At 36.3% G+C, this 25164-nt stretch carries 20 protein-coding genes; 15 read left to right on the top strand and 5 right to left on the bottom strand.

The genetic code is table 11. The annotated features are described in order from the left end of the window. Nucleotides 1-123 precede the first annotated feature (123 nt). From ASG31_RS01820 to lon, 3 genes are all read right to left on the bottom strand, one after another. Nucleotides 124-2958 carry an alpha-amylase family glycosyl hydrolase gene (locus tag ASG31_RS01820; RefSeq protein ID WP_056027274.1) on the bottom strand — a complete coding sequence of 945 codons (2835 nt, stop codon included), beginning with the start codon at nucleotides 2956-2958 and terminating at the stop codon, nucleotides 124-126. A gap of 175 nt (nucleotides 2959-3133) precedes the next feature. Beyond that, the gene (locus ASG31_RS01825) at nucleotides 3134-4246 is read right to left on the bottom strand and encodes an AI-2E family transporter (RefSeq protein ID WP_056027277.1); all 1113 of its coding nucleotides are present in this window, start codon (nucleotides 4244-4246) and stop codon (nucleotides 3134-3136) included. Nucleotides 4247-4547: 301 nt separating this feature from the next. Beyond that, a complete protein-coding gene (gene lon / locus ASG31_RS01830; protein WP_056027282.1) occupies nucleotides 4548-6953 on the bottom strand; it encodes an endopeptidase La in 2406 nt (801 codons plus the stop codon). A 255-nt stretch (nucleotides 6954-7208) separates the two neighbouring features. On the opposite strand from lon, the gene ASG31_RS01835 reads away from it, so the two are divergent. From ASG31_RS01835 to serS, 11 genes are all read left to right on the top strand, one after another. Continuing rightward, nucleotides 7209-9338, top strand: coding sequence for a SurA N-terminal domain-containing protein (locus ASG31_RS01835; RefSeq protein ID WP_056027286.1), 2130 nt, complete (start codon nucleotides 7209-7211; stop codon nucleotides 9336-9338). Between the two features lie 131 nt (nucleotides 9339-9469). Further along, a complete protein-coding gene (locus ASG31_RS01840) occupies nucleotides 9470-10423 on the top strand; it encodes an MlaD family protein (protein WP_056027290.1) in 954 nt (317 codons plus the stop codon). A gap of 17 nt (nucleotides 10424-10440) precedes the next feature. After that, nucleotides 10441-11772: a (Fe-S)-binding protein gene (locus tag ASG31_RS01845; RefSeq protein ID WP_056027293.1), complete on the top strand. Its 1332-nt coding sequence runs from the start codon at nucleotides 10441-10443 to the stop codon at nucleotides 11770-11772. Nucleotides 11773-11863: 91 nt separating this feature from the next. Further along, nucleotides 11864-12649, top strand: a complete 786-nt coding sequence (locus ASG31_RS01850; protein WP_056027297.1) for a (Fe-S)-binding protein — start codon at nucleotides 11864-11866, stop codon at nucleotides 12647-12649. Nucleotides 12650-12731: 82 nt separating this feature from the next. Continuing rightward, entirely contained in the window at nucleotides 12732-13823 is a 1092-nt protein-coding gene (locus ASG31_RS01855) for a hypothetical protein (protein ID WP_056027300.1), read from the top strand. A 71-nt stretch (nucleotides 13824-13894) separates the two neighbouring features. Further along, entirely contained in the window at nucleotides 13895-14383 is a 489-nt protein-coding gene (locus tag ASG31_RS01860) for a hypothetical protein (RefSeq protein ID WP_056027303.1), read from the top strand. An 86-nt stretch (nucleotides 14384-14469) separates the two neighbouring features. Then, nucleotides 14470-15597 carry a glycosyltransferase gene (locus ASG31_RS01865; protein WP_056027306.1) on the top strand — a complete coding sequence of 376 codons (1128 nt, stop codon included), beginning with the start codon at nucleotides 14470-14472 and terminating at the stop codon, nucleotides 15595-15597. A 1-nt stretch (nucleotide 15598) separates the two neighbouring features. After that, nucleotides 15599-16849 carry a polysaccharide biosynthesis C-terminal domain-containing protein gene (locus ASG31_RS01870; RefSeq protein WP_056027309.1) on the top strand — a complete coding sequence of 417 codons (1251 nt, stop codon included), beginning with the start codon at nucleotides 15599-15601 and terminating at the stop codon, nucleotides 16847-16849. Nucleotides 16850-16901: 52 nt separating this feature from the next. Beyond that, nucleotides 16902-18794, top strand: a complete 1893-nt coding sequence (asnB, locus tag ASG31_RS01875) for an asparagine synthase (glutamine-hydrolyzing) (protein ID WP_056027312.1) — start codon at nucleotides 16902-16904, stop codon at nucleotides 18792-18794. 62 nt (nucleotides 18795-18856) lie between these two features. Then, nucleotides 18857-19363, top strand: coding sequence for a hypothetical protein (locus tag ASG31_RS01880; protein WP_056027316.1), 507 nt, complete (start codon nucleotides 18857-18859; stop codon nucleotides 19361-19363). 116 nt (nucleotides 19364-19479) lie between these two features. Then, on the top strand, nucleotides 19480-20760 hold the full coding sequence (gene serS, locus ASG31_RS01885) for a serine--tRNA ligase (protein WP_056027319.1): 1281 nt from the start codon (nucleotides 19480-19482) through the stop codon (nucleotides 20758-20760). Nucleotides 20761-20805: 45 nt separating this feature from the next. Here serS and ASG31_RS01890 read toward each other — a convergent pair whose 3' ends face one another. Next, nucleotides 20806-21387, bottom strand: coding sequence for a pentapeptide repeat-containing protein (locus ASG31_RS01890; protein WP_056027321.1), 582 nt, complete (start codon nucleotides 21385-21387; stop codon nucleotides 20806-20808). A 39-nt stretch (nucleotides 21388-21426) separates the two neighbouring features. After that, nucleotides 21427-21705 (bottom strand): helix-turn-helix domain-containing protein, encoded by a 279-nt coding sequence (locus ASG31_RS01895; RefSeq protein ID WP_056027323.1) that lies wholly within the window; start codon nucleotides 21703-21705, stop codon nucleotides 21427-21429. A gap of 255 nt (nucleotides 21706-21960) precedes the next feature. Here ASG31_RS01895 and ASG31_RS19140 point away from each other — a divergent pair, with 255 nt between their 5' ends. The 4 genes from ASG31_RS19140 to ASG31_RS01910 all read left to right on the top strand — a co-directional run bounded on the left by ASG31_RS19140 (nucleotide 21961) and on the right by ASG31_RS01910 (nucleotide 25159). After that, complete coding sequence (locus ASG31_RS19140; RefSeq protein WP_410493178.1) at nucleotides 21961-22137, top strand: bacteriocin-like protein; 177 nt, start codon at nucleotides 21961-21963, stop codon at nucleotides 22135-22137. A 65-nt stretch (nucleotides 22138-22202) separates the two neighbouring features. Continuing rightward, a complete protein-coding gene (locus tag ASG31_RS01900) occupies nucleotides 22203-23030 on the top strand; it encodes a GLPGLI family protein (RefSeq protein WP_157844428.1) in 828 nt (275 codons plus the stop codon). 20 nt (nucleotides 23031-23050) lie between these two features. Next, nucleotides 23051-24289, top strand: a complete 1239-nt coding sequence (locus ASG31_RS01905) for a vitamin K epoxide reductase family protein (protein ID WP_056027329.1) — start codon at nucleotides 23051-23053, stop codon at nucleotides 24287-24289. Nucleotides 24290-24361: 72 nt separating this feature from the next. Beyond that, nucleotides 24362-25159, top strand: a complete 798-nt coding sequence (locus tag ASG31_RS01910) for a GLPGLI family protein (RefSeq protein ID WP_056027334.1) — start codon at nucleotides 24362-24364, stop codon at nucleotides 25157-25159. Nucleotides 25160-25164 lie beyond the last annotated feature (5 nt).

The following is a 25164-nucleotide window of genomic DNA, read 5'->3' on the forward strand; positions in this document are numbered from 1 at the left end:
AAAAAGGAGGATGCATTCACTGACTTGGTTTTTAAAAGTTCTCTCCGAAATTTAAAAAAAAGCCCTGCCAGCGTTTGAAATGCTGGCAGGGCTGATGAGATGATATTTTTAATTAACTCAATCTTACTTCACAATCATTTTTTGAATAGAAACTCCAGTGTCTGATTTTAAATGAACCAAATAGGTTCCTGAAGGATAATTGGTATTGATTTCAAGAGTTCCGTTTTCAGTTTTAAGCTTATAAGAATCCATCTTTTTACCCGAAAGGTCGTATATCGTGATTTCTCCGTTTTTAGCTTTGTTGTAAATCAGTTTTGATGTTTTATTTTTCACCGGATTATCTGCAATCTGAAGCGAAAGTCTGTTTTCTAAATTCTGCTCAGATGTAGACAAAGTTCCTGTTGCGCTTCCGTAAATTCTAAATTCACCCGGCTCCAGACTGATTGGAGTTGTAGTGGATGCCACGGTATATGAAGAGTTATCCATCAGATTCTGCCACTGCCCTACGTATGGAAAGTAAGGAACCACACTTCTTGTTGTAAGTCCGTAATTGGCCAGAACTACAACGTTTTTAATTCCTGCAGCGGTATTATCCTGAAGATAAATTCTTGTAATCAGCCCATCCACATCATTGGTCAGATTATTAGATTCTACAGTGTATGTTTTTGTTTTAAATACAGGATGAATATTTCTTAAATTAATAATCTGAGACCATGTATTGTAAATAGAATTTCTGTTCGGGTTGGAGTCATAACCCAAAGTGAAGGCCACAGGTTTTTCGTCTGTACGGCAGGCGTTGTTAATGCTTCCGTCAGGACATCTGTTGATGCTGAATTCATAGCCCACTTCCCCAAACTGCCAGATCATTTTCGGTCCCGGAATGGTAAAGAAAGTTGCGCCGAAGGTTTTCATTCTGTTTAAAGCTGTATTCAAGGTTGTCACATTATAAACACCGTTGCTGGCTCCGTAAGCCAGATTTTTAAACATCAGTCTTTCCTCATCATGACTTTCCCCAAATCCTACCGTATAATTATTGGTAAAACCGTGCAGCTCGTGGTCCATACGGTCAAAACTGCTGTTGTCTTTGTAACCCATTGTATTTTGGTTGTAAGAGCCGTTCTGATTGTTCCACAGCATCACACCTTTTCCTTCTGCCACCCTGTAGTTTGCCCACTGCTGTTCTTCTGCATCAGTCCCAAGGTGCTCGAAGATCATGTAGGAATTAGGATCTATCGCCCATTGTCTGTCTGCATAGTTTTTCAGAATATCCACGCGATCCTGCTGGTAAGCATTGGTGCAGGTTTCATCATTTGCAGAACAGTTTTGTGTAAAGCCTTTCGTTAAATCCCATCTGAAACCGTCTACTTTGTACTCTGTGAGCCATTGCTGAAGACATCGTTCCACGTAATATTTTGTGGCAGGAGAAGAATGGTTAAAATCATTAAATACATTATAAGAGTGTTTCGGAACGGTATTAAAATAAGGATTATTGGCAGCAATATCTCCATAACCGTCACCGTCCGGATCTACATTCCAAAGTCTCGCCAGCGGATTTCTTCCTGTTGCGTGGTTGAATGCAACATCCAGAATAACGGCAATTCCCTGCTGGTGGCAGAGGTCTACAAATTCCTTAAATTTCGCCGGAGTTCCGTAAGCTTTATCAATTGCGTAGTGAAATGACGTGTTGTAACCCCAGGAAAGATTCCCTTCAAACTCCATGATCGGCATCAGCTCGATTGCATTGATGTTCAACGTCTTTAAATAAGTAATTTTATTGATGAGCGACTGCCAGTTTTTCTCTGCTGTGAAATCTCTCAACAGCAATTCGTAAATAACAAGATTCTCTTTATTGGGTCTCGTAAAGTTGGTTACCTGCCACGGATAAGCTGTTTCACCAGTTTTAAACATAGAAACCTCAAAACCCTGCCCCGTAGGAAAAGCTGGTAAATTAGGATAAGTAGCTGCTGAAATATACTGATCATCGTAAGAAGATAGAATCTGAGGCGAAAAAGGATCTGCCACCTTCTTTAAATCATTGGTTCTGTACTGGAAAGTGTATAACTGCTGAGGCGTTAAACCTGAAAGCTCAATCCAGTACAGATCAGGATTTGCGGTGTCACGCTTCATTAAAAAAGTATCATTGACTGCCCAACTGTTAAAACTTCCGATCACATGAACGAAATTCTTAAACGGAGCATATAAAGCCAGTCCCACTTTTGTCTGGTCTGTGGGATGATAATTAATTCCCTGCTTAATCCAAGTTGGAATTGCCTGTGATACAACGTTTCTTGGAGTCTGTAAGATAAAAGTTCTGTTTTTTACCGTGTTGTTTGCGTCTGTTGCAATTAATTCCATATCGGCGTCTGCAACCATAACATAATTGTGAGAATAAGAGGTTGCAGCTGTGCTGGTAGAATGTACTACAACTCCATTTGCTTTCAGCTGAAATGTGGCAACAACCGTTGTTGTAGCGGTAATATTGATGGAAGACCCACTTGCAACTGAAGTGATACTGTTGGCAGCTGGGTTGGTCATATTTAAAGCTAAAGTTCCTACATTCACCAGAATATCAGAAGTCTGACTGCTTCCTGTTTTGGTTTTTAAAAGGAAACCAATCCTTCCGATATTGGTTCTGCTGTAAAAAACGGTTGGCGTAAAGGTTAAAGAATAAGTATCGGCACCTGCATTATACACCAAACGGTTTAACTCGTTAGAATTTCCCCATGTGCCGTTTGTGGGACAGTCCTGACTGTTGGCAAAATTCTGATCTAAAGACCAGGACCATAGATAAACTGCATTATTAGCAACGCCCCAAGCCGCTTCATCAATTTGATTTCCGGGTATGGTAAGCGTAATCTGATCGGTTTCGTTAAAGGGATTCGGTGAAATGGTGTAGGAAATCTGACCGAAAACACTGGCAACAACCAATAGAAAAAAGGATATAAGTATTTTTTTCATAGAATTCTAATTTCAGCGAATCTACAAAAAAGATTAAAGCGAAAATTATGATTAAACCGTATATTCTCAATTTGACAAAATAAAAAACCCATCCTAAGATGAGTTTTTTTAGATGGCATGCCGGTTTTTTCGATTAAAACAGATTTTTATTGAAATAATAAAAGATGTAAATACCTTAATCCATCTCTTCGAGCGTAATGTTTTTTGATATTTTGTATTTTCTCTTTTTCTTGTCGGGTATTTGGTCTTCGCCCAAAAGTCTGCCCCACGGCTGAAGCCCTTCTACTCTTTCAAAAACAATTTTAATGATTGCAATAGCAGGAATACATAGCAACATACCTGAAATTCCCCAGAGATGTTCCCCGATGATAATGCCGATGAAAGAAAAAAGTGCATTGATTTTTACCTTAGAACCTACAACGAAAGGAAGAATAATATTTCCGTCGATAGCATGGATAATGATGTATCCTATAGCCGTGTAAATGCAGTCTGAAACAGTACCTGTAGCAAAGGCAATAAAGCAGGAGATCAGAAGGGAAATACAGATTCCGATGTAGGGAATAACGTTGAGCAGACCAGTGAGAACTCCCAGAAGAATGGCATATTTTACACTTAAAACACTCAGCAGAATTGTGGTGAGCGTAGAAACGATTACAATCTGTATAAAAAGCCCGATGATGTATCGCTTGGTCATCACTCGTACCTCAGACACCGCTGCCACTACATTCTCTTTGTGTTTTTCGTTAAATACATTAATGATAAAACGGTTAAGAATTCTTCGGTAATTTAGAATGAAAATGAAAAAAAGGATGAAGAATGCCAGAAATCCCAGTCCGCTGGAGAAAATCCCGAATGTAAAACCCAGAATTAATCCTGTTGATGAAAGGAGTTTATTTAAACCCTGATTGAGATATTCAAACTGCTCTTTAATTTTTACATTAAAAGTTTTGGATACCCACTGCTGCAGATTTTCAAAAACGGTGTTAAACTGTCTGGTCAGCTGCGGTATGTCTTGTGTAAAACCGGAAATCTGACTCGAAAAAAAGTATATTAAACCAGAAAGTCCTACCAATAAGACAGAAACCGAAAGTAATGTTGAAAATGATCTCGGCAACCTCAGCTTCTTTTCTAAAAATGTAGCAAAAGGCAGAAAAAGCATCGCCATTAAAAAGGCGAGAAAAAAAGGCGCAAGTATACTCTGCCCAAGTTTTATGATGTACCCGATGCCGATAATTGAAATCACGGCAAGCGAAAGCTTCAGCAGGAAAGGAAGTCGGAAAAAATTCATAAGGAGATGTGGTATATGTGAGATTTTCAATGGTAAACAAAAAACACGCCCTTTTGAGCGTGTTGAATGTTTTTAAGCGGAATTGAGTTTTTGGAAATTAAAATCCAACTGCTTTTGCCTTGCGTAAGGGATAGAAGCGGCATCCTTTTGTGAGGAGGTACGACGAGCAAAAGATATAGCGGATAGCCCGACCCGCTTGCATAATGCGGTGGGAACTCTGGCAGGGTTCAGAACCCTGCCAGAGTTGAGCGTTGGCCATGCAAAGGGATACGCCCAGAATTTTGCTCAAGATCAACTTTGGCTACTTTTCCAATGCAATATCGATGACTTCTTCCATTCTGTTGACGTAATGCACCTTCATGGTTTTAATGTAATCCTGCTTTATTTCGTTTACGTCTTTGCGGTTGGCTTCGCACAGAATTACTTCCTTTATTCCCGCTCTGGTTGCAGCGAGCAGTTTTTCTTTAATACCGCCCACGGGAAGCACTTTCCCACGTAAGGTAATCTCGCCCGTCATGGCAAGGTGAGGCCGAAGTTTTTTATTAGTAAATGAAGAAACCATAGAAGACAGCATGGCGATTCCTGCAGAAGGTCCGTCTTTTGGCGTGGCACCCTCGGGAACGTGTACGTGAACGTTTTTCTTTTCGATCAAATCTTCATCGATTCCCAATTCTTCGTGTTTTGCCTTAATGTATTCAAGAGCAATGGTTGCAGATTCTTTCATTACTGTTCCCAGATTTCCTGTCATGGTCAGCGTCCCTTTTCCGTTGCTGAGAATGCTTTCGATGAAGAGAATGTCTCCGCCAACGCTCGTCCATGCCAAACCGGTAACAACGCCCGGCGAGTCTGTAATTTCTGAGATATTTTTAGGCCTTGGAACTCCTAAAATTTCATCCACTTTATCTATGGAAATTTTCGGGTCATATTCTTTCACAAGAGCCGTCTGCAAAGCTACCCAACGTGCAATTCCTGCAATTCTTTTTTCTAAACTACGCACGCCGCTTTCTGACGTGTGCGCTTCTACGATGTGTTTCAGCTCAGCATTCCCGAGTTTGAAAGATTTGGCTGTCAAACCGTTTTCGTCCTGCTGTTTTTTTATCAAATGTCTTTTGGCGATCTCAATTTTCTCTTCTAAAGTATAGCCTGCAATCTGGATGATCTCAGTTCTATCTAAAAGCGGCGTCTGAATGGTTGACAGTGAATTTGCCGTTGCGATGAACATCACTTTAGACAAATCGTAACCCAGCTCAAGGAAATTGTCATAGAAGGAATTGTTCTGTTCGGGATCTAAGACTTCAAGGAGAGCCGAGCTCGGATCGCCGTGCAGACCCTGTGCAATTTTATCCATTTCATCCAGGACAATGACCGGATTTGAAGTTCCTGCCTTTTTGATAGACTGAAGAATTCTTCCCGCCATCGCGCCGATATAGGTTTTTCTGTGACCTCTGATTTCGCTCTCATCGTGCAGCCCACCTAAAGAAAGACGCACATATTTTCTGCCTAACGCATCTGCAATAGACTTTCCTAACGAGGTTTTACCGACTCCCGGAGGGCCAACCAAAAGAAGAATCGGCGACTTCATATTGTTTTTAAGTTTCAGAACCGCCATGTGTTCTAGAATTCTTTTCTTGATGTCTTCAAGGCCGAAATGGGCTTTGTCTAAAATTTTCTCGGCCTTCGCAATGTCAAAAACATCTTTTGTGTAGCTTTCCCAGGGAAGATCTACAAAAAAATCAAGGTAATTTCTCTGAACATTGTAATCGGGAGAATTGGGGTTCTGCCTTTGAAGTCTTGAGATTTCTTTCTGGAAATGATCTTCAACTTCCTGATTCCATTTTTTATCTTTTGCTTTGTTTAAAAGCTCTTCAACATCGTTTTCCTGGCCTCCACCCAGCTCATCCTGGATGGTTCTGATCTGCTGATTAAGAAAATACTCTTTCTGCTGCTTATCCAGATCTTTTGAAGTTTTCTGATGGATCTGATTTCTGAGTTCAAGTTTTCTGAAATCTTCGTGCATCATTTCGTAACATTTTCCGGCACGCTCCAGAAGGTTTTTTTCTTCTAAAAGCTTCTGCTTGTCTTCGGGTTTAAAACTCGCATTGGTACAGACGAAGTTGAGCATTTCTTCGTTGCTGCTGATGTTTTTAATTGCAAAATTAGCTGCATTTGGAATATTTGGATCAAGCTCTATAATTCTAAGAGCTAATTCTTTAATATTTTCCAGTAATGCTTCGTATTCTTCTTTATTTTTAGGCTTGGTATCTTTCAGCTTGGTAATTTCCGCTTTGAAATAGGGTTGAGATTCAACAAAATTTTTAATTTTAAATCTGTGGAAACCTTTAGTAATTGCCGTGATATTACCTTCAGGAAGCTTAATAATTTTGATAATCTTCGCTAATGTTCCCACTGTGTAAAGATCTTTCTCTATCGGTTGTTCAATATCTGAATGTTTTTGACTTAAAATCCCGATCAGGTCTCCATTTTTCTGAGCTTCTTCCAAAAGCTGAATAGAGTTTTTTCTCCCCGCTGTAATCGGAATGACCACTTGAGGAAACATTACCATATTTCTCACAGGAAGAATCGGAAAAACCTTTTGTTCAGCATTCTTTTCTGTTTCAGAAAAGTCTGAAACGTTGATTCCTTCAGTTACAATCTCCAGACTTCCGCCTAAAATTTCGTCAAAATCTATATCTTCAAATTCTGTCATAGTATTTTCAATGACAAATTGTCATTATAATTTATTTGTTATTTGCAGGAATCTCTCAAAAGTATTTATCAAACGCCGTAAGATTCCGGAAAGTTTAATTTGTCAATTGATATGCCATTTGATTTTACATAAGAAATGTGGTCAAAATTTCCTTTTTGCATTAAAAAAAATTTAAAACCCTAAAAAAGCAACTTAGATTATGCTAATTTCTTAAAAATGTGTATTTTCGCAGACTATATAAAACTATATTATAAAATGGCAATTTTAGGACAGATTAGGAGTAAACCTTGGCTATTGATGGGGATTATTGCACTTGCACTTTTAGCATTTTTGGTAAACCCTGAAAGTATCGAAAAGGTTTTTGGTAAAAATCCTGATGTTTTAGGAAAGGTAAATGGCGAAAAAATAACCCGTGAAGAGTTTAATGATCAGCTGTTTGTACTGCAGGAGCAGGCAAAAAACCAAGGTCAGCCACAGAATGGTCTTGAAGAGCAGGCGTGGCAATTGCTGGTACAGTCTAAACTGGTTAAGCAGCAGTTTGAAAAAATGGGCTTTGAAATGACAGACGATCTTTTCTGGAATCAGCTTCCGTATGATCAGATGTTTGCACAGGACAAAACATTCCGCGACGAAAAAGGAAACTTCAAGACTGTAGAGTTCAAAAAAATGATTGAAGGTTTTCAAAACACAAATCCTCAGCAATACAGTTTCTGGCTGAAAAGCAGAAAATCTATCGAGTACAGAATTATGGCAAGACAGGTATTTGCCAATATCTCTACCGGAATCACCACTGGTAAAAAAGAAGCTGAAGAATTGATGAGACAGAGAGATCAGTTAGCTGATATCGATTTTGTGAAAGTAGATTATGCTTCTTATCTTGCTAAAAATAAGATCAAAGTAACAACTGAAGATCTTAAAAACTATATTGATCAACATCCTGTAATGTTCAAAACAGAACCAAGCAGAAATCTTGGCGTGGTATTGTTCCCGGCAAAACCAAGTGCTGCCGATGATGCTGCCGCTTTAAAAGAAATCAACAGATTATATCTGGGAACAGACACCGGAGAGAATTTCTCAAACACAACCAATGATTCATTATTTGTGTTGGCTAATTCTGATGTTCCATTCAACAATCAGTATGTTCAGGCTGGCCAGGTTCCTCAGGAATTAAAAGGAAAAATAGAAACTGCTGCAATTGGGCAGGCTTTCGGACCTTATAAAGAGCAGGATCTTTACGTAGTTTCTAAAGTTTTAGATAAAAAACCTTCAGATTCTACTCTTTCTAAACACATCTTAATTGCTTATAAAGGTGCTGAAAGATCTACGGCAACAAGAACTAAAGAAGCTGCCAAAAAAATTGCTGACAGTGTTTTGGCAACAATTAAAGCTAACCCTGCAAAATTTGCAGACGGTCTGAAATTATCAGATGAACCCAATGCGGTAGAAAGAAACGGTAGTGTGGGCTGGACAACTCCTCAGAGCCAGTTTGCTCCAGGATATCTCAATTTTCTTGCGACAAATGCAAAAGGTTCTACAGGCCTTGTTGAAACAGAATTCGGATACCACATCATCAATGTGGAAGACAAAAAAGCAGGAACAATGGGCTACAAAATCGCTCACCTTGTCAAATCAATCAAACCATCTGAAGCTACTGAAAATTTAGTTGATAAAAACTCAAGAAGATTTATACAGCAGGTAGAGAAGAAATCGTTTAATGATTTTGTAAACATTGCTAAAAAAGGAAATTACCAATACACGAACGCTGCTCAGGCAAAAAGATTTGACGGTCAGATTCAAGGTTTGGGAACAGATAAAGATCCTGAAATTCTTACATGGGCTTTCGATAAGAAAAGAGAAAAAGGAGACACTGAAATTTTCACAGTTGAAGGAACGGGAGACAAAATTGTAGTGTATCTGAACGGAAAACAGGATAAAGGTCTTGCTGACCCAGAATCTGTAAGAAGCCAGATCGAAACTGTTGTTCAGAACAAATTAGCGGCTAAGAAGATTGCTGAGAAAATCGGTAAAGCATCAAGCCTTGATCAGGTAGCCAAAATGTTTGCAACAACAAAGCAATCTGCTCAGGTAAACATTCTTCAGCCATCAGTATTGGGAGCTATGGAACCAAAAGTGGCGGGTGCAGCTTTCGGAATTCAGAAAGGAAAGGTTTCAAACCCTATCGAAGGGGGAACCGGAGTTTACGTGATAGTTAAAAAATCTGAGAGCGTAAACAAACAGGCGGGTGACCTGAAACAGTTTACAGAATCTGTCACTCAGAGAAATTCCGGTATGTTTGGGCAGGCCTGGATGAAGAGCTTACAGGACAACGCAGATATCGATGATTACAGAATCGAGATCTGGGATAAACTGGGAAGTCAGCAGTAATAAAAGAAATAATTTCATCTACATAATTAAAGCGGCAAAGTTTTTGCCGTTTTTTTTGTAATTAACCCAGGGCATCAGCTTAATACATTTGTTTAAATGTACTATATTTGCTCATTAGAAAAATATACCAAGTGAAATTCACCAAAGAATTAAAGGCCGGTCTTATTGCACTTCTGGCGATAGTCGGTTTTGTCGTTTTATTTCAGTTTATGAAGGGAAAAAGTCTCTTTACAACAGATAATGTTTTTTACGCTAAGTATGAAAACGTGGAAGGGCTTACACAGTCTGCACCCGTTTCCATCAATGGTCTTAAGGTGGGTCAGGTAGACAAAATCATTCCTGTGAGAGCTAAAGATGGAAAGATCAGCTTCGTAGTTAAACTTACTGTAGATGACGAATTTGAGTTTTCCCGAAACTCTTCTGTAGAAATTTTTGAACCGGGATTAATGTCTGGTAAAGAAATGAAGCTAAACCTGATGTATGGCGGAGCAACTGCCAAAGACGGTGACACTCTAAAAGGTGCCTATAAACTTGGAATGCTTAATAGCCTTTCTTCTCAGGTAGGTCCGGTTAAAGATCAGCTTCAGACTGTGCTTTACAGAGTAGATTCTTTAATGGCAAACGCCAACCAGGTGATGAATGCCCAAAACAGAGAAGAAATAAAAGTTTTACTTCATAACTTAAACAGAACAGTGGGCGCTCTGGAAAACACTGCTGGTAGTGTCAACAAATTAGTGGGAAACAATGATCCCAAACTTCAAAGGGTGCTTGACGAAGCAAGTCTAACTATGCAGAGTGGGAAAACTACTTTAGACAAATACGGAAATCTTGCAGAAAGCATCGACGTTCAAAAATTAAACGCTACAATTGCAAATCTTGATGCTACAGTAGGACAGTTGAACAAAGTAATTGGAGGAATTGACCGTGGTGAGGGAAGTTTAGGTAAGATAATGAAAGACGAGCAGCTTTACAATAATTTAAACTCAGCATCTACAAATCTAAACGCTCTTCTGGAAGATTTTAAAGCCAATCCTAAACGTTACGTGAATTTCTCTGTATTTGGTAAAAATGCAAATAAAGAATAATTTTAACCTTTTTTGATATGCAGTATATCGATAATATAATCTTTCTGATTTTACTGGTTGCCGGGTTCGGGTTGTTTGCCAAAAGTCTTCAAAAGATCTACCGAAACATCAGATTGGGAAGAGAAATCAACCGAAGTGACAGAAAAGGAGAACGCTGGGAAACCATGGCCCGTGTGGCAATGGGACAGAGCAGAATGAGTGCAAGACCTGTAGCAGGTATTTTGCACCTTTTTGTATATGTAGGTTTCGTGATTATCAACATAGAATTAGTTGAGATTATTGTAGACGGAATCTTCGGCACACACCGTTTTCTCTCTTCAGTTTTTGGTGATACTTTTTATAACATTTTTACAGCAACTTTAGAGATTCTTGCTGTTTTAGTAATCATTGGAGTTGTAATTTTCTTTATACGCAGAAATTTTTATGGGGTGAAAAGACTTACAATGAAAGAACTTTTCGGGTGGCCAAAAAACGACGCTAACTGGATTCTGATCATTGAGTTTGCTTTAATGGCAGCTTTTTTTATGATGAATTCCACCGATCTTATTTTACAGAAACGTGGAAGTTTAGCAGCACACGGAAGTTTCCCTGTCAGCCAGATTACATTAGTGCCATTTCTGGAGATCTTCAGCTTTGACAGCATCTATTTGGAAATCTTTGAAAGAGGAGCCTGGTGGTTTCATTTCGTGGGAATTCTGTTCTTCATGAATTATTTATATTATTCAAAGCATTTACATATCATTTTAGCATTTCCAAGCACTTGGTATGCGAATTTAGATTTGTATGGAAAGTTTAATAATCTAGATTCTGTTACAAAAGAAATTAAATTAATGATGGATCCAAATGCTGATCCTTACGCAGCTCCGGCTGAAGGCGCAGAAGAAGCTCCGTCGAAATTTGGTGCAGAAGATGTTTTTGATCTTAATCAGGTTCAGCTCTTGAACGCCTATTCCTGTACCGAATGTGGAAGATGTACCTCTGTTTGTCCCGCAAATATTACAGGTAAAAAACTTTCGCCAAGAGCCATATTGATGAAAACCAGAGACCGTCTGGAAGAAGTTGGAAGAAATATCGATAAAAACGGCAAGTTTGAAGACGATGGCAAGAAACTGCTGAACGATTACATTACAAAAGAAGAACTTTGGGCTTGCACCACGTGTAATGCGTGTACAGAGGCTTGTCCTATACTTTTAGATCCGCTGTCAATCATTTTTGAAATGAGAAGATTTTTGGTAATGGAACAGTCTGCCGCTCCACAGGAATTAAATCTGATGATGACGAATGTAGAAAATAATGCAGCACCGTGGCAATATAATCAGGCGGATCGTCTTAACTGGGCAAAAGACTAATAAGATAATTTAATTAATTTGGAAATTTGAAAATTCGACGTTCAGTTTTATTTTCAAATTCTCAAATTGACACATTTTCAAATTGAATAAAATGGATTTCACTATAAAAACAATGGCCGATTACGCAATGGAAGGCAAATCTCCGGAAGTTCTCTTCTGGGTAGGGTGTGCAGGAAGTTTCGACGACAGAGCCAAAAAAATAACCAAAGCGTTCTGCAAAATATTAAACAAAATCGGGGTTGAATTTGCTGTTTTAGGACAGGAAGAAAGCTGCACAGGAGACCCTGCGAAACGCGCCGGAAACGAATTCGTTTTCCAGATGATGGCTTTAACCAACATTGAAGTTTTAAATGCTTACGAAGTAAAAAAAATCGTGACGGCTTGCCCACACTGTTTCAATACTTTAAAAAATGAATATCCAGCATTGGGTGGAAATTACGAGGTGATACACCACACTCAGTTTCTGAAAAACATTATGGAAGAAGGCCGTCTGAAAATTGAAGGCGGACAGTTTAAAGGTAAGAAAATCACCTTCCATGATCCTTGCTATCTCGGAAGAGCGAATGGCGAATATGAGGCTCCAAGAATGCTTTTGGAAAAATTGGATGCCGAACTGGTAGAAATGAAGCGTTGCAAAACCAACGGCTTATGTTGTGGTGCAGGTGGCGCACAGATGTTTAAAGAACCTGAAAAAGGTAAAAAAGATGTAAACATCGAGCGTACCGAAGAAGCACTTTCTGTAGAACCACAGGTGATCGCAACGGGTTGCCCGTTCTGTAATACAATGATGACAGACGGTGTAAAGCATTTCAACAAAAACACTGAGGTAGAGGTAAAAGATATTGTGGAACTTTTGGCGGAAGCTGAAGATCTCTAACTTTAGGTGCGTGGAGGAAAGTAGATTGTTTAGTAATCTAAAATCTCAGTGGAAATTCTCTTTCCTCATCACACTTATTACAATGCTTATTTTAAGCATCTGGAACTTTAAAAACAGAATGTACGACTGGGATATGCCCGGTTACATGGGGTGTTTTTACACCATTTTGGAGCCTGACAAACCAAAAGAAATTCACGCGAGAATATACCGGGAAATTAAAAAAGAAGCTCCCCAAAAAGAATATCTTGATATAATTGGAATTGATCTGTATGACGAAACCCGTCAGTGGTTTGCAAAAGATACACAGTCATTTAGCGAGCAACTTCCTTATTTTCAGATAAAAGTTGGTTATAATTTAACCTTACTGGCATTGTACAAAATTGGTTTTACAGGACCAATGTCTGTCACAATTCTCAGCATCATTTCTTATTTTATTTCCGGAATTCTCCTATTTTTTGTTTTGAAAACCATCTTTCCGATAAATCCATGGCTGAGTTTTTTGATTTCTGTCGGCATTTGTTTACTTGATCCGATGACGCACATGGCACAAATCTCAACGCCGGATATGTTCATTTTTCAGTTTATGGTGCTGTTTATGATTGCATTCCTGCGAAAATGGAATCAGTGGATAATGTTTTTGATTCAGTTTTTGATTGTCTTTGTAAGACCAGATTACATTACATTTTCACTTACGTTTTATGCCACTCAGGCTATTTATGAATATATTTCTTCAAGAAAACTTAATTATTTGATTGTGCTTCAATCTGTTTTTCTGATTATTCTGTATGCGTCCATTCTGCATTATTACAATTATCCCGGCTGGAAGGCACTTTTCTATGACACATTTATCTACAGAAGACCTTTTATCAGTAAACAGCCAGCGGAATTCACAATGTCGGAATATTTCAGCTTTCTTCTCTCCAAATTACTGTATTTCAAAAAAGTAACTGTCTCGTGTATTGCAATGATGATCGGCATTTTCTGTTTTACGAAAGACAGATTTATAAGATTATTCGCGATCTGTTTTGTTGTTAATGTTTACATCAAATTCGTTTTGTTTCCGCAGTCGGCGGCCATCAGATTTTTCTTTCCGTTTATTGCGCTGCTTCTGATGACTTTTTTCTATAGTTTAAGTAAAAGATTTCCTAATCTTAAAATCGGGAAAATTGCTTAATTTTACACTTTAAAATTTATTGAAATCAAATCACAATCGCTGATTTTGTTTTACAGATAAAATATAAGCATATGAAAATTGAAGAATCTGATATTGTAGAAGCCAACGACTACAGAGTCATTATATATCCTGCATCAAGACCGTTTGCAACTGTTGAAGCAAAAAAAATCACAGAAAAACTGTACGATTTTCTCGCAACATGGGCTGCTCACGGCAAACCACTTTCGTCTTCATTTAAAATCGAAAAAAATCAGTTCATTGTGATTTGTGTAGATGAGGAAAAGGAGATGGCATCCGGCTGCAGCATCGATGCTCTTGGGAAAATTATGCGTGAAATTGACGAAGAATATCAGCTGGGATTATTCGACAGAATGAAAGCGAGCTTTGTAGAAAATGGCGAAGTGAAAACATTAAAACTGATCGATTTCAAATCAAAAGTGAGAAGCGGAGAAATCGCTAAAGACATTGATGTTTTCGACTTTTCAAAAAATACGTACCTCGAGTTTTTAGGAAATTTCCTCCTGCCTTTCGAGAGAAGCTGGGCTTCGGTTATTAAATAATTTTCAACTCAATATTTCAAATTTCCTTTGCGGTTTCCAATTTATTTTGAGACTTCAGAGGAAATTTTGTTATTTTGATACTTCAAATGCAAAAAGTGCTTTTTTTAACCACGGCGCATCATCCGAAAGATGACCGCATCTATTATCATCAGGCAAAATCGCTTGCTGAAAATGGTTTTGAAGTTAAGATTACGAGCCTCTGCGAAAATTTAATTGAAGTTTCAGATAATTTACAGATTGAATCCTACTCTATTTTAAATCAATCCTTTCAGGAAAAGGTTGAAGTTTTCCTTAAAGTCTGTAAATGTTTTCAACCTGATATGATTATCTGTTCAGAACCGCTCGCTGTATCTGCAGCAAAAAAATTTCAAAAAACAAAAAAAACTTCCGTCATTTATGATGTTACAGAGTGGTATCCCGCGATGTCGATGCTCAGCCCCATTCCTTATCCGGCTAAAATTTTTCAGGCTTTAAAATTTTTTATGATCAATCTTTATGCAGGATTTTTAAGCTCAGATTTTATTTTCGGGGAAGACACCAAGAAATTCCCGCTGGCTTATTTTTTTCCGTTCAAAAGATACATCATACTTCCTTATTATCCTGACCCAAAATTTATTTTTTCGAATATAAATAGTTTAAATTCAAACGAAATTACGGTTTGTTACACCGGACAGATTTCTCAGGATAAAGGAATTGGTAATTTTTTTAAAGCGATTGATTTGGTTAGAAAAAAAGACAATGACGTTAAGATCAAAATTCTCATCATCGGATCTGCAAGAAATGAAGAAGATAAAATATATTTTGAAAAAATTTTGTCTGAATATCAATTTGAAAATATCGAAATAAAAAAACCGACAACATTTGAAAAATTCACGGAAAGTTTTGCCGAAGCTGACCTTTGTTTTGATTTACGCGAGCTGAATTTTGAAAACAACCACTCACTTCCCATCAAGCTTTTTTACTACATCGGAGCCGGAAAACCTGTCATTTATTCAGATTTAAAAGGCATCCGCAAGCACATAGATGTCTCAGAATTTGGTTTTTTAGTTAAGCCTGATAATGCAGAAAAAATTGCAGATATCATTTTAAATTATGTCAAAAATTCTAAAATTTATCACGATCACGCACAAAAAGCATCGGAAGTTTTTAGAGAAAAGTACAACTGGAATGTGATCAGAGATTCCTTCATACAATTTATAAAAACAGACAGGTAAGATGCTCACCATTCTCAAAACATTTGTGTCCCGCTTTCTAATTCTCATTCTGAGTTTCGGAATGGTGATTTTTTCTACACAGTTTTGGGGAAGTGAAGGCAAAGGAACTATCTCGATTGTGATTGCCAATGCCGCAATTGTAAGTTTTTTCAGCAGTATTTTTTCTGGCAGCAGCACTTCTTTTTTCGCATCGAAGTTTAAGACCGAACAGATTATAATGTACTCTTATTGGTGGTCTGTTCTTACCGGTATCACAGTTCCGCTGATTTTTTCGTTTTCGGAAATACAGTCGGCGTATCTTTTTCATTTGATTGGAATTTCAATGTTTTCCGCACTCTTATCTGTCAACATCAATCTGTTTATTGGCATGCGGAATATCAAAATGTTTAATCTTTACACTGTTTTACAGCAACTTTTACATGTCATTTTTCTATTCGGATTTATATTTATTTTAAATTTAAAAGACGTTTCAAGTTATTTTACAGCGCAGATTTTTTGCCTTTTCACTTTATTTTTAATCAGTTTTTTTCAGATTATTAAAAAATGCAAGCGTTCAGAGTTTACATTTTCATCGGAAGTTTTCAGAAATATGTTTGATTACGGCTGGAAAAATCAGCTCAGCGCGCTGATTCAGTTTTTAAACTACAGACTTTCATTTTATTTTCTTGAACATTACGAGGGAATTTCTGCTGTAGGAATCTTTTCTGTAGGAATTACCTTTGCCGAAGCCATCTGGACGATTACCCGAAGCATCGCTGTAGTCCTGTATTCTGAAGTAATTAACAGTAAAAGCAGGGTAGAATCTATTCTAAAAACCAAGCATTCACTAAAACTTTCGTTTAACCTGATGCTGATATTTATTTTAGGAATAATATTAATACCTGCTTCTGTCTACGAGGTCATTTTCGGAAGCACTTTTCGAGATACCAAAGAAATTATACTCATCATATCTCCCGGAATTTTCGCCATTGCAGTCAGCGATATGGTGGGATATTACTTTTCAGGAATTAAAGACCTTAAAATCCTCAACATCAAATCGGTAGCAGGTTTAATTGTGACTGTTATCTTATCAATTATCCTTATTCCAAAATACGGAATTGATGGAGCCGGAGCTGCAACGGTTGCTTCTTACAGCGTTTCAGCATTGATTTTATTCTTTCATTTTTACCGTTCAACATCATTTGGTTTTAAAGATTTTCTGATTTCTAAAAAAGATTTCAATGAGATTAAACTGAAATTTCTGAAAAAGTAAAATCCCTGAAAATCCTGCACTTTTCTTATTTTTACACCACAACAACAAAATCATGTGCGGAATCTGCGGTTATTATTTATTCAATAAAGAAATTTCTACGAAGAATATTCTGGAAATGAATAAAGCAATTCAGCATCGAGGCCCAGATGATGAGGGATTCTGGCTTTTAAATCAAGATAAAGGAAAATCTTTTTCGGGAATTGATTCAACAAAAAAAATCAAAGAAACCTTCCCGATTCTTGATAATGAAAAATCTCATCTGGCATTGGGTTTCCGCAGACTTTCTATCGTTGATCTTTCGGAAAACGGGCACCAGCCAATGACTTCAACGGATGAAAATGTAATCATCACATTTAACGGCGAGATTTATAATTTTAAAGAAATACGCATTGAACTCGAACATTTCAATTATCATTTTAAAAGCAGTTCCGATACAGAAGTCATTGTGAAAGCTTACGAACACTGGGGAAATTCTATGTTTGAAAAGCTGGACGGCATGTTTTCCATCTGCATTGTAGATTTAAATCAGAAAAAGATCATTTTCGGCCGTGACAGAATGGGTTTGAAGCCATTATTTTATAGTAAAAATGATGATGGACTCGTTTGGGCATCAGAAATAAAATCTCTTTTAAAAAACGAATTTGTACAACCCGAGATCAACTGGAACGGCGTTTACACCAATTTTCTATTTCAAACCACGTTAGCTCCGGAAACCTGCTTCAAAGATATTTTTTCTTTAGAAGCCGGATGTTTGATGATTTTAGATTTAGAAAATCATTCCATTAAAGAAGAAAAATTCTGGACTTTAAATTCAAAAATTAATTCTGAAATTACTGAGGAACAAGCGGTAATAAAAATCGATGAATTGCTCTCTAAAAGTGTTTCCGAGCAACTTTATGCCGACGTTCCGGTCACAAGCATGATGAGCGGAGGAATTGATTCTACTTTAATTACTTCAAAAGCAAAACCTTTTAAAAATGATGTCAACGCATTTACTATTCAGTATAAATTTGCTGAAGACGAAGTGAAAAACGCTTCTTTGGTCGCTGAAAAACTTGAAATTAAACACCATATAAAAACGGTGAGCGATGACGAAGTTTTAGCAGATTTAAAAGAGAATATTCAGCATTTTGAAGAACCCTATTCAAGTCTGGAAGTGCTGATGAACGCAGCAGAATTTGCACAGAAATCTGGCTTTAAAGTGGTTTTGAGCGGCAATGGAGCGGATGAGCTTTTTGCTGGTTACGGTCATACTTTAAAACTTAAAAAATGGTTTTTGCTGAAGAATTTCAATTTTGTCCGAAATTTTATTTTAACTAAAAACCCGTTTTCTGAGAAGGTTAAAAATTACTTTTCACAGGATTTTATGTTTGATTTTTTCCGTCAGAGTCAGGTCGGAATGAAGCCTTTGGAGGCTGAAAATATTTTTAAATCTGATATTTTTAAAACACTCAATACAGATTTAACTAGATTTCATTTAAGTGAAACCAAAAACTATCAAGGTTATTTTGAATATGATATGAAATATTCACTTTCGTCGCACCACGTTTTCAGAGATGATCTCAGTGCCATGAAATATGGTGTAGAATTCCGTTACCCTTATCTGAGCAATGAGTTAATTGATTTCGTCTCAACACTGCCGGAGAAATTCAGGTTTAATGGTATTCAAAACAAACCTCTGCTGAGAAAAGTTGCTGGAAATTATCTTCCAAAAGAAGTCTTGAATATGCCCAAAAAAGGGTTTTCATTTCCCCTGAACTATTTTATAAAGAACAATGAAAGAGTTCAGAGTTTCATCACCGAAAACCTCGAAAGTCTTAAAAAGAGAAATTTCTTTAACGCAGAAATCATCGATCAGTGGAAAAACGGTCAAACAGAAGTTTACGACAGCGTAAAAATCTGGCAGCTTGTGACATTTGAACTTTGGTATCAGAAATATTTTTAAAGTACAGATAACGGAAGGCGGAAGTTTTTCTCATCTTAAATAAAAAAAATTACCTTTGTACTATGAAAAAATCCTTTTGGGGAATATCACTTTTTTTATTGGCGCTTCTCAGCTGTAGAAGGGACGAAGAAAGCCTGCAGAATATTGATCAGATTATGACTTTTTACATGAAAACATCTGGTGGACAGGATCTTTTGAATCCTGCAAAAGTAGGTTCGTACTCACAGTTCAGTATGAATGATGTTTTTGGTGAAAATGACAGTTCTCCGGTATCTTTCTCCGGTCCCACGATGCAGGCAGATTCTACGTATTTTTTTGAGTACACCGCCGGAGCCACCAGAAAACTGCTTTCTTCAGATGCCAGCGACAACAGAATCTACCAGTCTAAAATTGCTTTCAGAATGAATCAAAAAGTAAACGACACCCTTTTTACGGAAGTGAGAGACACCATGGAAATTCAGTACCGTTGGACTCCTGATGTTTTTGAAGTTGCTAAAGTTTTTTATAATAAAAATGAAGTTTTCAGTAAAACCTCGACCTCCGGAAATACATTTACCATTACAAAATAATTTAAATTTGCAGGAACAGTTTAAAGTTTAATGTTCAAGGTTTGAAGTTCACAATCCTTTGAAAGAAAAACTTTAAATCAAACCCTAAACTTTAAACCTAAAACTTTAAACCCAATATGTTACAGGTCAATTTTTTGCGCGACAACAAGGAACGCGTTTTAGAAGGTCTTAAAAAAAGACAATTCAAAAATCCTGAATTGGTAGACGAAGCAATTGCTACCGACGACGAAAGAAAAAAAATTCAATTTGAATTGGATTCTCAACTTGCCGAAATGAATAAAATCGCCAAAGAAATTGGGATTTTAATGAGAGAGGGCAAAACAGAAGAGGCAGAATCATCGAAATCTAAAACTGCACAATATAAAGAGTCTAGCAAAGAACTGGAGACTAAACTGGGCAGTTTAGAAGTAGATTTGACCAACATTTTATATCAAATTCCGAATATTCCGAATGAGCAGGTAAAAGCTGGTGCATCTGCGGATGACAACGAAATTATCTATCAGTCTCACGACGTGGCAGGTTTGGGCGAAGGTGCAATTCCTCATTGGGAACTCGCAAAAAAATACAACCTGATCGATTTTGAATTGGGAGTGAAAATTGCCGGTGCAGGCTTCCCGGTTTATCTTGGAAAAGGTGCGAGATTACAGAGAGCTTTGGTTCAGTATTTTTTAGATAAAAATGTGGACAAAGGCTATATGGAAGTGAATCCTCCTCACGTTGTAAACGAAGCTTCAGGTTTCGGGACGGGACAATTGCCTGACAAAGAGGGACAGATGTATGAAATTGCGAATAACACTACTGTAGGAAAACTATTTTTGATTCCTACAGCTGAAGTTCCTGTGACGAATCTTTACCGCGATGTTTTGTTTCAGGAGAAAGATCTTCCGGTTAAAAATACTGCTTTTTCTCAGTGTTACAGAAGAGAAGCGGGAAGCTACGGTGCTCATGTAAGAGGTCTGAACCGTCTTCATCAGTTTGAGAAAGTAGAAATTGTAAGAATCGAAAAGCCTGAAAATTCTTATGCTGTTTTGGAAGAAATGGTAGAACATATCAAGGAGATTTTAAGTGATCTTGAGCTTCCTTATAGAGTTTTAAGACTTTGTGGTGGCGATACTGGTTTTGCTTCTGCGATGACTTACGATTTTGAAGTGTGGAGTGCTGCTCAGGAAAAATGGCTGGAAGTAAGCTCAGTTTCCAATTTTGAAACCTTCCAGGCGAACAGATTGAAGTGCCGTTACAAAGCAGACGGAAAGACCCAACTGGTGCATACTTTGAACGGTTCTGCAATGGCTTTGCCAAGAATTATGGCAGCTTTGCTTGAAAATAATCAGACTTCCGAAGGAATTAGACTTCCGAAAAAAGTTGCTGAATATGCTAAGTTTGATTTGATAAATTAAATTTGATTTAAAATAGAATAAAACCACCTTTTTGGGGTGGTTTTTTTATGCATTTTTGTCGATGATAATTTTATGATGAAGCAGTAAACCAGAAAGATTTGAAGGAGAAAATTTTGCTCCTTTCATTCTATTATTGTCGGGATTAAAGGCGAAACTGTAAGCGGTTCTAAAGTCGGTCTGCTCAAGGTTGGTACGGTCAAAAGTGGCACCTGAAAGATCACAATTCAGAAATGCAGCGTTTCGAAGATCAGTTTCAGAAAAATCGGCTTCGTGAAGGATGCAGTCTTTAAAAACTGTTTTTCTGAGTGATAATTTATAAAATACAGAATTACTGAGCAGGCAGTTTTCAAATTTAAAGGAAAGACCGAAATCATTACAGGAATCGAAAGCAAGACCGAGCATTTTTGAATCTTTAAAACTGACATCCCGAAACGCGGTAGAATTTAATTTAACCATAGTCAGATTACAGTCTGTAAACCCGCAGTCATTAAACTTAAAACCGGAAAGATCGGCGTATTCAAAGTTGCAGTTTTTGAAGGTGCAGTTTTCGTATTCACCTGACTGTAAAGGAGATTCTGAGAAAGCAATGTGATTAAAATTCTGTTCTGAAATATAAAGTGAATTCATTGAAACAGTAAAAACAATAATTGCTAAAAGTAAGGTATATTAATCTTTTTCTTCCAACATTTTTAATTTTTCTTTCAAAGAATCGATCTCTAAACTCAGTTGATCATGCAAAGTAATTTGTCCGGCAAAAGGTTCGTAAATATCTTCTACTTGCACTCCCAACAATTTGGCAATACTGCTCCATTCTGTGTCTATGATTTTCACTTGCCCTTTTTCTCTCTTAAAGTATTGAGGCTGGCTGATCTTAAGATAGATTGCGATATCCGTCTGCGTCATTTTTTTTGCCTTTCTTGCAGAAATCAATTTCTCGTTCGTCATTTTGTGAAATATGTGTTTGGTAGAACGAATTTAATACAATTTTTCGTATTTCAAAATTATAGCCTATAAAAAGCTATAATTTTTGGTTTTTTGTGTGGTAGATGTTTTATAGATTTGGAAAACTAAGAATTGTGATAAGCATTGTTCTTTCGTATGTGCACGTGCAGATAGAGCAAGGAAAAGCCAAGATTAGTATGTAGCCCATGCCAGGGATTATATGGCAAAATTATTACTAAAATTAAATAATTAAAAAAAATGAAAAATTTAAAAAAACTTTCTAGAGAAGAGTTAAAAACTTTAAGCGGCGGAAAACGTATTGAGGACGTTAAAGGCAATTGGAAATGTTGCTGGACAGGAACAACTAATTGTAGCGAATGTGTTATAAATGCCATTCCTTCGTGTGTTCAAGGAGCTACACCTACACCCTGCTAAATTTATTTGAATATGTGGTTGTATTGAAAATATACAACCATATTTTTATTAACCGTACAATTATTATGAATAGATTATACTTATTAATAAATAGTTTTACAATACTTACTTCTTGTTTTTTCTATGGACAAAACAGCTCATTTATTTACGAACACAGATATATTTCTGATTCAACTAACAGAAAAGTCATTAATACTGAAATAATGACTCTTAGTGTAAATAAAGACAGATCGGAATTTTATAGTATGGATAAGTTTAAATCTGATTCTACATTATTGGTTGAAAGCAAAAAAGGGGTTTTTATGATGCCTCCTAATAAATTAATGAATAGCGATAGAGTAAGAAAGCAATTACAGTCTACTACCATTGATTATATTACCATCATTTCAAATTCCAAATATTTAGTTTCTCAAAATATAATTTTAGAATGGAATATCTTACAAGAATTTGATAATATATTGGGTTATAGAACCCAAAAAGCGAGGACAGAATTCGGAGGAAGAAAGTGGATTGCATGGTTCACAAAAGAAATATCAATACAAGATGGTCCATACAAATTTTATGGCTTACCGGGTCTAATTTTAAAAATTGAAGACATTGGTAAAAACCATACTTTTGAATTAAAAGGTATAAGAAAAACAGCTGTAAATTTTGTATATCCTGAGCTAGGTAATTTTAAACTTTTTAAAATCTCAAATTCCAAATATGAAAAAATATTTAAAAATTATCGTAAATATCCAATTGCTGACTTGGCAGGTACATTTCCAGATTATACAAATTCAACAGGAGTTTTAATAAGTGGAAGAGAAACAGAAAGACTAGAAGAAAAGCGAAGAAAAGACCAAATAAAAAAAGACAATAATATTATTGAATTAAATCTTCTGAAAAAATAAACCTAACTTCATAAAATTCTATGAAATTTTTCCGCAAAGTAATTTCCAATTTTAATCTTCCAGTAGAAGAATTCCGCTTTCAATTTAATTCCCATCCCAACTACCCATCTGCTCTCGCATTTAGCGATACCCTAAATTTTTTGGGCATTAAGAATGAAGCTTATAATTTAGAAAAAGAATATTGGGTTGAACTCCCTGATGAATTTATAACGATCTATAAAAATAATTTCTCACTCGTAAAAAGAAGTGGCGATCTCGTAAAAGTTTATGCAGATCAAGAAGAACAAATTACTTTTGAAGAACTAAAAAATAATTCCACAGATTTTATTCTGCTTTTTGAGCAAATAAAAGAAGATAAGGTAGCTGTAAAGAATAATTTTTTACATAAATCAATCTTTGGGATTGCTTTTCTCGTAATGCTTTTTGCAAATGCGTACCATTGGAACTTGGGGACTTTCGTTTTTCAGATTTTGTCATTTGCTGGAGTATATGTTTTCTATGAAATTTTCAAAGAAAAATTCGGGAAAGAATCACCCATATTGCAAAATTTTTGCGGGGTGGGAGCAAAACAAAATTCTTCTGTAGATGCCTGCAAAACCATTATTCAGTCTAAAGATCTTCAATTGCTTGGCCTTTCTTTTTCAGATTTTGGTTTTATTTATTTTATTGGCTTATCTGTTTTGCCGTTGTTTATCGCCAAGACAAGTGTTTTGTTTTTGTTTATCAGCAGTTTGGCAATGTTGTCAATTATTTACTCTGTTTATTACCAAATTTCAAAAAAGAGTTTCTGTAAAGTTTGCGGTTTGGTCATTGCTATTTTAATTTTACAATTTGTCATATCTATTTTTCAGTTTCAATCAGAATTTCAGTTTTTTGAACTTTTGGTAAGTGTTTTTACTTTCATCGTCGCTTTTTTAGGGGTTGAAAATTTCTCTAAAACCATTGAAGAAAAGGAAAATTACAGAAAAGAAAATATTAAAAATCTTAGATTTAAAAGAAACTATGAGATTTTTAAAGACCAACTTCTAAAAGAAGAAAATAAAGTTGATTTTAAAGTGAGCACAGGTGGATTCATTTTAAGAAATCCCACTGCAAAGCTAAAAATAGCTGTTATATCAAACCCTTTTTGCGGTTATTGCAAAGATGCTCATTTATGCCAAAGTGATGATGATTGTCCTGGTGGATATGATTTGGCTTGTAGATTATGGAGCCCAAACGGAGATAATGGAAATCAGTGTTTAAGATGTGTAACTATTTAATCAACGCGATTAATTAATTTAATAGGTCAAGTGTAAGACTTGACCTATTATAAAATTTGAAAACGAGAAAGAATGAGAATAGTATTTTTATACACGATTCTTTTTATATCATGTCCAAATTTTGTTTTGAGTCAGAAAATATTCATTTATGAAATGACAAGTAAAGCAAATAATAAAATAATTTCTGAATTTTATTATTTAGATAGAAATGAATATGTATCAATTTTTCGGTCAGAAATTGAAAAAAAATCTGACTCGCTTATTCAAAATGGTAAATATGGATACCAATCTGATCAGAATTTACCTCTGCAGATCTACATTGTTAAAGATTTAAAAGAAAGTATCATTACAAAAAAAATAAGAACAAGGTTTAATGATATCTATGATATTTCTATTACAGAAAATTTAAATTGGAATATTATAGATGAAACGAAAAAAATTGGGGAATTTCAAGCAAAAAAAGCAGTATGTGAATATGGTGGTAGAAATTGGACAGGATGGTATACTGAAGAAATTCCAATTCCTGATGGACCTTATGTTTTTTGTAAGCTTCCAGGGCTAATTCTTGAGATTGAAGACAATAAAAAAGATTACAGTTTTAAACTTGTAGAAATAAAAAGCTCAATCCTGTTTATAAAAGGTCGAAAAATAGGAATTCCTCTTAGTTTTGAACAGTTCAAAGACAAAATGAAAATTTATTATAACGATCCCTACATCGATTTAAAGCAAAGAAATATGTGGCCTATTTATAAGGATGATGGCAATGGTAAAAACATAGCTATAGATGGTCGTGAAGCAACAGTAGAAATGCAAAAAAAATTAAAAGATAATAACAACCCTATTGAGATTAATCACAAAATTGAATACTAGTGTTC

The organism is Chryseobacterium sp. Leaf404 (genome assembly GCF_001424145.1).
GTDB lineage: Bacteria > Bacteroidota > Bacteroidia > Flavobacteriales > Weeksellaceae > Chryseobacterium.